Below are 11,852 nucleotides of genomic sequence, written 5' to 3'. Positions count from 1 at the left end.
CTGGAAACAAGCACGCGATAGCGCCGCCCTCGACGTTTTTCGGGCGGCGTTTTGCTTTTCAGGCTATTTGCGCGACTTGAGGCCGGGACATATCGCCGCAGCCGCGCAGCCAAAAATCAGCGTCCGAGCGGAATGCCGGACGACTGAATCCAGCCCATCCAGTGTGCGAACAGGATGAACAGGAATAGCGAGATCGACAGCCCGACGCGCGCGGCGAGCGACCAGACCATCCGCTTGGTCTTGCCCTTGTCGGTCATCATAAAATACAGCGCTGAACCCAGGCTGCCGATGATGAGGATGAAAGCGATGGCGACGAAAATGTGCATGAAACCTGCCGCGACACGGCGCATTGATTCGAATCGTTCGATTATCGCACCGCGTCGCGTGAACTGCGTGCGGCGGGACGGATGGCCGGTATGAAGATCCGCTTCTGGCCCGCGCTCATCATCCTGATCGTGATGGCGATTACCGTGCGCCTCGGCTTCTGGCAGCGCGACCGCGCGCATCAGAAAGAGGCGCTGAACGCGCAGATCGTCGCGTTCGAAAACGCGCCGGTGCAGCGCGTCGGCGCGGCGCCGTTGCCGCTGAAGGACATCGAGTTTCATCGGGTCAGCGCGCGGGGTGAGTTTTTGCCGGATCGCGTCGTTTATCTCGATAATCGTCCGTATAACGACCAGCCCGGCTTTTACGTCGTGATGCCGTTTAAACTCGCCAATGGCGGCTACGTGCTCGTCAATCGTGGCTGGCTGCCGCGCAATCTCGCCGATCGAACCGGGATCGAGCCCTACGACACGCCGAAAGGCCAGATCGAATTGCAGGGTGTGGCGCGCGCGAATGCGTCGCAGGCGTTCGAACTCGGGCACGGCGGATCGGCCGCGAACCAGCCGATCCGGCAGAATCTCGATATCGCGGCTTACGCGCGCGAAACCGGTCTGCCGCTCCAGCCGTTCGTGATCCAGCAACAAAGCGCCACCGCCGACAAACTCGTGCGCGACTGGCCCACGCCGACGCTCGGCGTCGAGCGCAATTACGGCTACATGCTCCAGTGGTGGGGCATGGCGGCGGCGGCACTCGCCTTCGGCCTGTATGCCGCGCGGCGCGCCGCCAAAAAAGAGACGGTGCAGGACGACGCCGAACCCGTCCACCGCGCCTGAAATATCTCGCGGATCGTTCATCAGGAACGCGCCGCGCTTAAATTCGTAGAGGTTTCCGTTTTGTCGATGCAAACGCCACGCCCTTCGCCGTCCGCCATCAACAAGGCGCGCGCCGAGCAATCCCAGCCGCGCCCGGGTTCCTGGACGCGCGGCCGCTGGATGCTCATCCTGCTCGCGCTGGTCTGCGCGGCGCCCGTCATCGCCTCGTATTTGACGTACTACGTGTTCAAACCGGCTGGCGGCACGTCGGGCTACGGCCAGTTGATCGACCCGCAGCGCCCGATTCCCGAGCAATTCGTCGTCACCGACGAAGCCGGCAAGCCCATGCCGCTCACCGCGCTGCGCGGCAAATGGCTGATGATCACGGTCAATAGCGGCAATTGCGACGAGCAATGCGTGAAACGGCTCTTTTTCATGCGCCAGGTGCGCGTGCTGCAATCGGCGGAACGCGAGCGCGTGGTCAACGTGTGGCTGCGGACCGACGACCGTCCGGTGTCCGATGTCATCAAGGCCGCGTATCCGCAGCCGGACACGCGCATGTTGGTCGCGAATCCGGCGCAGGTGGCCGCGTGGTTGCCCGCGGGCGAGGATTCGCAACTCACCGACCACATCTTTCTCGTCGATCCGAACGGCAATCTGATGATGCGTTTCCCGAAGAATCCCGATCCCGCCAAGATCAAGGCGGATCTGGCGAAATTGCTGAAATGGTCGCGGATCGGCTGAGGATTTAGACGAATGTTCGTATTGCAACTGGGCTTGATCGGCGTGTGCATTGCGCTGCTGCCGCTTTCCTACGTCTGGGTCAAAGCCGACGACAACAAATTCCGCAAGCTCGTCTGGCTCACCACCTTCCTCACGCTCGATCTCATCATGTTCGGCGGCTTCACGCGGCTCACCGATTCCGGCCTCGGCTGCCCGGACTGGCCCGGCTGCTACGGCACGGCGTCGCCGTTCGTCGCGCACGCGGCGATCACGGCCGCGCACCAGGCGATGCCGACCGGCCCGGTGAGCATGGCGAAGGCGTGGATCGAGATGCTGCACCGCTATTTCGCAATGGCGATCGGCGTGCTGATCGTCGCGCAGGTTCTGATTGCGTGGACCGCGCGCGTCAAGCGCCGTCCGCTGCACGTTTCGCCGTGGTGGCCGACCGGCATTTTGCTGCTGATCTGCGTGCAGGGCGCGTTCGGCGCATGGACCGTCACGATGAAACTCCAGCCGGTCATCGTCTCGCTGCATCTGTTGCTCGGGCTTGCGTTGCTCGGCGCGCTCGGCTGGCTCGCCGCGCGCCAGACGCCGATTCCGGTCTACGAACCCGCCGCCGCGCGCTGGCTTCCGGCCGCCGCGCTCGGACTGGTTTTGCTGATCGTACAGATCGCGCTGGGCGGCTGGGTGAGCACCAATTACGCGGTGCTCGCCTGCACGGACTTCCCGCTGTGCAACGGCCAATGGGTCCCGCCGATGAACTTCGCCGACGGCTTTCACCTCTGGCGCGCGCTCGGCATGACGGGCGACGGCGGCTTTATCACGCAGGACGCGCTGGTCGCGATTCACTGGACGCACCGCACGTTCGCGGTGGTCGTCGTGCTTTACATGCTCTGGCTCGCGCTGAAGCTGCGCCGTTTCGAATCGCTCCGAAAGCCGGCGAACGGCGTGCTTTTGCTGATCGTCGTGCAGTTCCTGACGGGGCTGTCGAACATCGTTCTGGAGTGGCCGCTGCCGGTTGCCGTGGCCCACAACGGCGGGGCGGCGATCCTGCTGTTGCTGCTCGTCATGCTAAACTTCCGCCTCTCTTCCAGCCGACCCGGCCGCGCCGTTTTACCCGTGCGCGATGCCGCTTCAGCGTGACTTACAGCCCGTTCCGTCTGCACCTGACACCGGCGAATCCCTCATGGAAAGCACCACACTGACCTCTCCCTCCGGCAACCGCCTCTCGCAATATCTTGCGTTGACGAAACCCCGCGTGACGCAACTCGCGGTGTTTTGCGCGGTGATCGGCATGTTCCTTTCGACGCCCGGCATGGTGCCGTGGACCGTGCTGATCGGCGGTACGGTCGGTATCTGGCTGCTCGCGGGCGCGGCATTCGCCATCAATTGTCTCGTCGAGCAGAAAGTCGACGCGTTGATGCGGCGCACCGCGTGGCGTCCGTCGGCGCGCGGCGAGATCACGCCCGTCCAGATTCTGCTGTTCTCGGCGGTGCTCGGCGGGCTCGGCATGTGGACGCTCTACACGTTCACCAACGCGCTCACGATGTGGCTGACGGTCGCCACGTTCGTCGGTTATGCGGTGATTTACACGCTGCTGCTCAAACCCTATACGCCGCAGAACATCGTGATCGGCGGCGCGTCGGGCGCGATGCCGCCCGCGCTCGGCTGGGCGGCGGTGACGGGCGCGTTGCCCGGCGACGCGTGGATTCTCGTGCTGATCATCTTCGTGTGGACGCCGCCGCATTTCTGGGCGCTCGCGCTGTATCGGCGGAAAGACTACGAAAACGCCGGCTTGCCGATGCTGCCGAACACGCACGGCGAGCAGTACACGCGCCTGCATATCCTGCTGTACACGGTGGTTTTGTTCGCCGTGACGATGATGCCGTTCATCTCCGGCATGAGCGGCGTGGTGTACCTCGCGTCCGCCGTGGTACTCGGCGCGATATTTCTCGCCTACGCGTGGAAGATTTATCGCGCGTATTCCGACGATCTCGCGCGCCGCACCTTCCGCTACTCGATCCTTTACCTTTCGCTGCTGTTCGGCGCGCTGCTCGTCGACCATTACGTGCGCGTGGTGATCGGCGTATGACGGGTTCCGTGCTGAAGTTCGCACGCTGGCTCGCGCTGGCGTTCACGTGTGCCGCGCTGCTCGCCGCGTGCGACAAATCGCCGTCGTTCAAGAATCTCGATATCACCGGCAACACGCAGTTCGGCAGCGATTTCGCGTTGCCGGATACGAACGGCAAGACGCGCACATTGGCCGACTTCAAGGGCCGCGCCGTCGTGCTGTTCTTCGGCTATACGCATTGCCCGGACGTCTGCCCGACCACGCTCGCGGAATTGTCGCAGGCCATCCAGCAACTCGGCGAAGACGGCAAACGCGTGCAGGTCCTGATGGTGACCGTCGATCCCGAACGCGATACTGCGCCGCTGCTCGCGCAGTATGTGTCGGCGTTCAATCCTACCTATGTCGGCTTGCGTCCGGACGACGCGCAGCTCGCTAAAGTCGCGAAGGATTTCCGCGTGTATTACGCGAAGGCCACGAGCAAGACGCCCGGCGACTACACGATGGACCACACGGCCGCGAGCTATGTCTTCGATCCGAACGGCAAGCTGCGCTTGTTCGCGCGCGACGGGCAGGGCGTCGAAACGTGGGTTCACGACCTGAAACTGTTGCTCGACTGACGCGCGGCGGGTTCAATAAAGCCCGATAAAAAGCGGCCGGAAGGCCGCTTTTGCATTGCCGTCACGCGTCTTAGTCGTCGAGCGCGGGCGGAAGATTGAGCCCCGGCGCATGACGCGTCGCCTTGAACTCGGTCACTTCGTGATGCGCCAGCTTTTGCTGCGCGAACGGATCTTCCGCGAGAATCGCGTCGAGCCGCTCACGATGCATCGACGACGCCAGAATGATCCCGCCGTCGCGCGGCATTTTCGGACCGGCGAGGACGAATGCGCCCGCCGCGAAATAGCGCTCCAGAAAGGCGCGATGCGCGTCGAGCGCGTCGTCGATTTCAGCGAGCGCGCCGGTGTAGCGCAGATTGATGAGATACATGGCGGCCTCGGCGAAAAAATGAGCAGGATCAGCCGATTCTAACGGGCGCGTCCGCGTCGCGTCTGCCCGCATATCGCCATGAGAAATGTGTATTTCTATTTGCACCAACGCTGTGCGAACATCGCCCGACTTTTTCCGTTCTACCCGTCATCCGTAACAAGTGAGAAATTCAATGCAGCGCAGAACTTTGCTTCAAACCCTTTCCGTCGCGGTTGCATCGGCGGCGCTCGTCACCAGTTTCGGCGCGCACGCCGACGATAAAGTCATCAAGGTCGGCACCGTCGGCGGCCCGGATGCGCAAGTCTGGCAAGTGGTGCAGAAAGTCGCGAAGCGCAACGGTCTCAACGTGAAGGTCGTCGAATTCAACGATTATGTGCAGCCGAACGCCGCGCTCGACGCAGGCGATCTGGACGCGAACAGCTTCCAGCACCAGCCGTATCTCGACAGCCAGGTGCAGCAGCGCGGCTACAAGATCGTCAACGCGGGACTGACGTACATTTCGCCGCTCGGCGTGTACTCGAAGAAATTCAAGTCGATCAAGGACTTGCCGCAAGGCGCGAAGATCGCGGTGCCGAACGATCCGTCGAACGAGAATCGCGCGTTGCTGCTGCTGCAGGCGCAAGGCGTGATCAAGCTGAAGGCCGGCGCGGGCACGAACGGCAACAACGCGACGCCGCTGGATGTCGCCGATAACCCGAAGAAGGTGAAGCTGCTCGAACTCGACGCCGCGCAATTGCCGCGCACGCTCACCGACGTGGACGCCGCCGCGATCAACACGAACTTCGCGCTGGCCGCCGGTTTGCAGCCGACCCGCGACGCGATCGCGCTCGAGGATGTCCACAGCCCGTACGCGAACCTGATCGCTGTGCGCGCGAAGGACAAGGACCAGCCGTGGGTGAAGAAACTGGTTGCCGCGTATCAGTCGCCCGACGTGCGCGAATTCATGAAGACGGAGTTCAAGGGATCGATGGTTCCGTCGTTCTGAGTTTCAGCGTTCGGCGTTTTGAACGCCGTGAAGAAAACCGCGCGATGCGAATCGGCGCGGTTTTTTTTCGTCCGAGAAGCCAATGAAAAACGTGCGGCGCGGTGCATTCAAGCTGACGAAAGACGGGCTGAAAGGAGAGCCCAAGGTTCAGCCCAACTGGCATGGTTTGGGCTGCGAATCCGGGTAAATACCAATCTAAAATCACCTTGGCGCGGAGCCTTAAATGTACTGGTAAGTGTTTGATAAACAAGAGTTAAATGAGCGATCCGCAGACAATAAATCTCAAATTGACTGGTATTATTTTGGTTATATAATGGGCTCGCCGATCACCTCAGAAATAAGACTGCTCTTATGGATCAACGCTGGCGCGACCTGACGCCGAACGCGAGTAACGACACGCCGCTTTATCTGCAGCTTGCCGCGAAACTGGCAGCCGCGATTCATGCGGGCGCGTGGTCGGCGGGCGAGGCGTTGCCGTCGGAGCGCAGCTTGTCGGAGGGTGTCGGCGTGTCGCGGATCACCGCGCGCAACGCGATCGCGCTCTTGGTCGAGCAGGGCTTGATCCGGCGCGTGCGAGGCGCGGGCAGTTTCATCACGCCGCGCGTCGAAGATCCGCTGTCGAGACTCACGGGTTTCACGAAGAAGATGGAACAGCGCGGTTTCACGCCCGATTCCGTGTGGCTCGCCCGCGAAATCCGCGTGGCGGATCGCGATGAAACGGTGCAACTGGGTTTGTCGCCGGGCGCGGGCGTCACGAGCTTGCGGCGGTTGCGCCGCGCGGACGGCATCGTGATGGCGGTCGAGCATTCCACGCTGCCCGCGTCGATCGTGCCGGACCCGGCGAGTGTCGGCGCTTCGCTGTACCGGTATCTGGAAGAACGCGGAATGGCCGTCGTGCGCGCGCTGCAGCACTTCAAGGCCGTCAACGCGGGCGACGAAATTGCCCGGCTGATGGGACTTGCGCCGCGCGCGGCGTTGCTGGTGATTACGCGGATCGGCTATGGGTCGGATCAGCGCGCGATCGAATTGACGCACACGTATTGCCGCGACGATTACTACGATTTCGTCGCGGAGCTGCACCGGTAGCGCCGAAAGAGACGCACTGGAAAAACAAAGAGGACACGCGGTTCCGGCCGCATGGCAAGCGCGATTGCTTGCCGCCTGCTCGCAGCAGCGCAGCCGGTATCAAGCCTCATCAACGCTCCACCAGAGAGAGTTCATGCTGAAAGGAAACATACTCACGACCGACGGCTGGATTCACGGCACGGTTCGTTTCGAGAACGGCCGCGTGACGGCGCTCGAAGGCGAACGCGTCGATCCGTCGTCGAACGACGCGCCGTATATTCTCCCCGGCTTCATCGACCTGCACGTGCACGGCGGCGGCGGCCGCGACATCATGGAAGGCGGCGACGCCGCACAGACGGTGGCACGCCTGCACGCTCAACACGGCACGACGAGCCTGCTCGCCACCACGATGACCGCCCCGCGCGACGAACTCATGGCGGTCGTCACCGGTCTCGGCGAACAGGCGAAGCACCGGATTTCGGGCGGCGCGCGCATGCTCGGCGTGCATCTGGAAGGTCCGTACATCAATCCCGGCAAGCTCGGCGCGCAACCCGACGCCGCCGCCGTCGCCGTGCGCGACGAAGTGCTCAAATACCTGTCGCTCGCGCCGATCCGCGTCGTGACGATCGCACCGGAAATCTCCGGCCATATGGATGTCATCACGGAAATGGCAGCGCGCGGCGTGCGCGTGCAGCTCGGCCACTCGCTCGGCACTTACGACGACGCCGTCAACGCGCTCAAGCACGGCGCGCGTGGTTTCACGCACTTGTTCAACGCGATGTCGCCGCTGCATCACCGCGATCCGGGCATGGTTGGCGCTGCGCTCGCGCACGCCGAGTACGCGGAACTCATCCCCGATTTGCTGCACGTCCATCCCGGCGCGATCCGCGCGGCGATGCGCGCGATTCCGCGCCTGTATGTCGTGACCGATAGCACGTCGGCGTCCGGCATGCCCGACGGCGAATACCGACTCGGCAGCCAGCACGTCACCAAATGCATGGGCGGCGTCCGTCTCGCGGACGGCACGCTCGCCGGCAGCACGCTCACCATGGATCAGGCGCTGCGCAATCTCGTCTCCATCGGCTTGCCGATGGCGGACGTCTCGAACCGCTTGTCGCGCTTCGCCGCCGATTACCTCGGTCTCGAAGACCGCGGCCGTATCGCGCGCGGCGCGTGGGCCGACATGGTCGTGTTCGATCGCGAACTCGCGCTGACCGCCACTTACGTCGAAGGGGAATCAATTGTCGAATATGCTTAAAGAGGCGCTGGCGTCCGCCGATGTCGTGGCCGCCCAGCTCGCCGATACCTCGCAGATCGAGGCGCTCGCCGCCAAGCTCGCCGAGAAGCCGCGCCATGTGGCGCTGACCGTCGCGCGCGGCAGTTCGGACCACGCGGCGAGCTATTTCGCCAGTCTCACGATGAGCCGGATCGGCGTGCCGGTCGCGTCGCTGCCGATGTCGGTCGCGACGCTCCAGCAAGCACCGCTGCGCGTGGACGGGCAACTCGCCGTCGCGTTTTCGCAGTCGGGCAAAAGCCCGGATCTCGTCGGCACGATGCAGGCATTGCGCGACGCCGGCGCGTTCACCGTCGCCGCCGTCAACGTGCCGGATTCGCCGCTCGCCGACGCTTGCGAATGGCATCTGCCGCTGCTTGCCGGCGCCGAACTCAGCGTCGCCGCCACCAAGAGCTATATCGCGATGCTGTCGCTGTCGGCCATCGTGATTGCCCATGTCCAGCAGGACGCCGATCTTCTCGCCGCGCTCAAGACGCTGCCGGACGCGCTGCGCGTCGCGGGCACGCTCGACTGGTCGCGGGCGGTCGAAGAATTGCGCGGCGTGGACCGGATGATCGTGATCGGGCGCGGGCTCGGCCTCGCCATCGCGCAGGAAGCGGCGCTCAAATTCAAGGAAACCTCGGGCATTCAGGCCGAAGCGTTTTCGAGCGCGGAAGTGCGTCACGGTCCGATGGAACTCATCGGTCCCGACTACCCGCTGCTGGTCTTCGCACCGCGCGGGCCGGAGCAGGCCGGGTTGATCCAGTTGGCGCGCGACATGCGCGCGCGGGGGGCGCGCGTGCTGCTCGCCGCGCCGGACGATATCGCCGAAGCCGATCTGCCGCTCGCGACGACCGACCATCCGGCGCTCGATCCGATCGCCGCAATCCTTTCTTTCTATGTGATGGCAGCGGGTCTCGCCGCCGCGCGCGGGCGCAATCCCGACGCGCCGCAGCACCTGAACAAAGTCACCGAAACCCACTGATACCGAGAAATCCGATGCGCCGTGCCGAGGAGTCCCTGTTGAACCATTCCACCGATAACCCGACCGATTTCGTTCTGCTCGCGCCGCTGACCGGCCCCGTCGTGCCGCTCGCCGATATCCCCGATCCGGTGTTCGCGGAAGGCATGTTCGGCGACGGCATCGGCATCGATCCGCTCGGCGGCGTGCTCGTCGCGCCGTGCGACGGCTCGATCACGCATCTCGCCCGCACCGGTCACGCCGTCACGCTGCGCACGGCGCAGGGCGCGGAAATCCTGCTGCACATTGGTATCGATACGGTCGAACTCGGCGGCAAGGGCTTCACGCCGAAGGTCGAGCAGGGCGCAACCGTGCGCGCGGGCCAGGTGCTGATCGAATTCGACGCCGATTACGTCGCGCAAAACGCGCCGAGCCTCGTCTCCGTCGTCGCGGTGGCGAACAGCGACGCGTTCGAGGTCGTGCGGCGCGCGGGCCGTGGCGTCGTCAAGGCGGGCGAAGACACGCTGCTGGTGCTGCGCTCGAAAGACGGCGCGAAAGCGGACGCGGCGCGCAGCGATTCGAATTTCACCGACGAAGCCCGCCGCAACGTGACGCTCTCTCACGCGGGCGGTCTGCACGCCCGCCCGGCGGCGCGCGCGCGGGAAGCGGCGCGCGGTTTCGACGCGAAGGTCGAAGTGCGTTACGAAGGCCGTAAAGCGCCGATCGAAAGCGTGGTCGGTCTGCTCGGACTCGGCGCGAGCGAAGGCGCGACCATCGAGATTCTGGGCGTCGGCGCGCAGGCGGCGGCGGCTGTCGAAGCGGTCGCGGCGGAATTGCTGCGCGAGGCGCACGGCGAAGTGGAAGAAGCGCCGGCGCGCGAGCGCTCGCCCGCGCCGCGCACCGTCGCGCGCGCGGCCGGCCAGCCGCTCGATCCGAACACGCTGGCGGGCGTCTGCGCCGCGCCGGGGATCGCGGTGGGCACGCTCGTGCGCTGGGACGACAACGACATCGCGCCGCCCGAACAGGCAAGCGGGACGTCGGCGGCGGAAAGCCGTCTGCTGGATCGCGCGATTGCCGCGATCGACGCGGAACTGGATGAAACCGTGCGCACGGCGTCGCAGCGCGGGGCGATCGGCGAGGCGGGCATTTTCGCGGTGCATCGCGTGCTGCTCGAAGATCCGACTTTGCTCGACGCAGCCCGCGACCTCATCAGCCTCGGCAAGAGCGCCGGTTTTGCGTGGCGCGAGGCGATTCGCGCGCAGATCGTGTTGCTGTCGAATATTCAGGACGCGCTGCTGGCCGAGCGCGCCGCCGATCTGCGCGATATCGAAAAGCGCGTGTTGCGCGCGCTCGGCTACACGAACACGGTCGCGCGCGAATTGCCGCAAGAGGCCGTGCTCGCCGCCGACGAATTCACGCCGTCCGATTTGTCGTCGCTCGACCGCACGCGCGTGACGGCGCTCGTCATGGCCCGCGGCGGCGCGACCTCGCACGCGGCGATCATCGCGCGGCAGGCCGGCATTCCGGCGCTGGTCGCCGTGGGCGATGCGCTTCACGCCATTCCGGACGGCACGCAAGTGGTGGTGGACGCGAGCGCCGGGCGGATCGAACATGCGCCGACCGCGCTCGATGTCGAACGCGCGCGCACCGAACGCGACCGTCTTGCCGGCGTGCGCGAAGCGAATCGGCGGACGTCGCAGGAAGCTGCATCGACGCGCGATGGCCGCGCCGTGGAAATCGCCGCGAACATCGCGACGCGTGAAGACGCGCAGACCGCCGTCGAAAATGGCGCGGATGCGGTGGGTTTGCTGCGCACCGAATTGCTGTTCATCCATCGCCAGGAAGCGCCGACGGTCGATCAGCATCGCGAAAGCTACCAGAGCATCGTCGATGCGCTGAACGGGCGGACAGCCATCATCCGCACGCTCGACGTGGGCGCGGACAAGGAAGTGGATTACCTGACGCTGCCGCCGGAAACCAATCCGGCGCTGGGTTTGCGCGGCATCCGGCTCGCGCAGGTGCGCCCGGATCTGCTCGACGATCAATTGCGCGGCCTCCTCGCCGTGCGTCCGGTCGGCGCGGTGCGGATTCTCCTGCCGATGGTCACGGATTCGGGCGAACTCGTGCGCTTGCGCGCGCGTATCGACGAACTGGCGCGCGAAGCGGGCCGCACCGAGCAAATCGAAGTGGGCGTGATGATCGAAGTGCCGTCGGCGGCGTTGCTCGCCGACCAGCTCGCGAAGTACGCGGATTTCCTGTCGATCGGCACAAACGATCTCACGCAATACACGCTCGCGATGGACCGCTGCCAGCCCGATCTCGCCGCTCAGTCGGACGGCCTGCATCCGGCCGTGCTGCGGCTCATCAAGGCCACGGTGGAAGGCGCCGAGAAGCACGGCAAGTGGGTCGGCGTGTGCGGCGCGCTCGGTGGCGATCCGGTGGCGGTGCCGCTGCTCGTCGGCCTCGGCGTGACCGAACTGTCGGTCGATCCGGTCTCCGTGCCGGGCATCAAGGCCCGCGTGCGCAATCTCGATTACCAACTTTGCCGCCAACGCGCCAAGGATGTTCTCGCGCTGGAATCGGCACAGGCAGTAAGAGCAGCAAGCCGCGAAATCTGGCCGCTGGACTAAACGTCCGTTCAGCGTTCAGGACTCGCG

The 11,852-nt window shown here is 64.8% G+C and carries 12 protein-coding genes; 10 read left to right on the top strand and 2 right to left on the bottom strand.

Annotated elements, in window-relative coordinates:
• Positions 1-116: 116 nt before the first annotated feature.
• The gene (locus AC3D25_RS14060; RefSeq protein ID WP_488889699.1) at positions 117-326 is read right to left on the bottom strand and encodes a twin transmembrane helix small protein; all 210 of its coding nucleotides are present in this window, start codon (positions 324-326) and stop codon (positions 117-119) included.
• A 90-nt stretch (positions 327-416) separates the two neighbouring features.
• On the opposite strand from AC3D25_RS14060, the gene AC3D25_RS14055 reads away from it, so the two are divergent.
• Genes AC3D25_RS14055 through AC3D25_RS14035 form a run of 5 tightly spaced genes read left to right on the top strand, consistent with a single transcriptional unit; the run spans position 417 to position 4,544 of the window.
• Positions 417-1,154 carry an SURF1 family protein gene (locus AC3D25_RS14055; protein ID WP_488888976.1) on the top strand — a complete coding sequence of 246 codons (738 nt, stop codon included), beginning with the start codon at positions 417-419 and terminating at the stop codon, positions 1,152-1,154.
• 60 nt (positions 1,155-1,214) lie between these two features.
• Positions 1,215-1,877, top strand: a complete 663-nt coding sequence (locus AC3D25_RS14050) for an SCO family protein (protein WP_488888975.1) — start codon at positions 1,215-1,217, stop codon at positions 1,875-1,877.
• Between the two features lie 12 nt (positions 1,878-1,889).
• A complete protein-coding gene (locus AC3D25_RS14045) occupies positions 1,890-2,999 on the top strand; it encodes a COX15/CtaA family protein (protein ID WP_488888974.1) in 1,110 nt (369 codons plus the stop codon).
• 43 nt (positions 3,000-3,042) lie between these two features.
• On the top strand, positions 3,043-3,948 hold the full coding sequence (gene cyoE / locus AC3D25_RS14040) for a heme o synthase (RefSeq protein ID WP_488888973.1): 906 nt from the start codon (positions 3,043-3,045) through the stop codon (positions 3,946-3,948).
• Positions 3,945-4,544, top strand: coding sequence for an SCO family protein (locus tag AC3D25_RS14035; protein WP_488888972.1), 600 nt, complete (start codon positions 3,945-3,947; stop codon positions 4,542-4,544). Before cyoE ends, AC3D25_RS14035 begins: the two co-directional genes overlap by 4 nt.
• A gap of 70 nt (positions 4,545-4,614) precedes the next feature.
• Here the strand turns inward: AC3D25_RS14035 and AC3D25_RS14030 are convergent, their stop codons facing one another.
• Positions 4,615-4,911, bottom strand: coding sequence for a YciI family protein (locus AC3D25_RS14030; protein ID WP_488888971.1), 297 nt, complete (start codon positions 4,909-4,911; stop codon positions 4,615-4,617).
• 172 nt (positions 4,912-5,083) lie between these two features.
• Here AC3D25_RS14030 and AC3D25_RS14025 point away from each other — a divergent pair, with 172 nt between their 5' ends.
• The 5 genes from AC3D25_RS14025 (at position 5,084) to ptsP (ending at position 11,825) form a co-directional block, all read left to right on the top strand.
• Entirely contained in the window at positions 5,084-5,896 is an 813-nt protein-coding gene (locus tag AC3D25_RS14025; protein ID WP_488888970.1) for a MetQ/NlpA family ABC transporter substrate-binding protein, read from the top strand.
• Positions 5,897-6,247: 351 nt separating this feature from the next.
• Complete coding sequence (locus AC3D25_RS14020) at positions 6,248-6,982, top strand: GntR family transcriptional regulator (protein WP_488888969.1); 735 nt, start codon at positions 6,248-6,250, stop codon at positions 6,980-6,982.
• A gap of 133 nt (positions 6,983-7,115) precedes the next feature.
• Positions 7,116-8,219 carry an N-acetylglucosamine-6-phosphate deacetylase gene (gene nagA / locus AC3D25_RS14015; RefSeq protein ID WP_488888968.1) on the top strand — a complete coding sequence of 368 codons (1,104 nt, stop codon included), beginning with the start codon at positions 7,116-7,118 and terminating at the stop codon, positions 8,217-8,219.
• Positions 8,212-9,219, top strand: coding sequence for an SIS domain-containing protein (locus AC3D25_RS14010; RefSeq protein ID WP_488889698.1), 1,008 nt, complete (start codon positions 8,212-8,214; stop codon positions 9,217-9,219). The genes nagA and AC3D25_RS14010 overlap by 8 nt, the downstream gene beginning before the upstream one ends.
• A gap of 14 nt (positions 9,220-9,233) precedes the next feature.
• The gene (gene ptsP / locus AC3D25_RS14005) at positions 9,234-11,825 is read left to right on the top strand and encodes a phosphoenolpyruvate--protein phosphotransferase (protein ID WP_488888967.1); all 2,592 of its coding nucleotides are present in this window, start codon (positions 9,234-9,236) and stop codon (positions 11,823-11,825) included.
• Positions 11,826-11,852: the final 27 nt, after the last annotated feature.

This window comes from Caballeronia sp. SL1002 (assembly GCF_057814995.1).
This window is presented reverse-complemented; position numbering and strand designations above follow the sequence as displayed.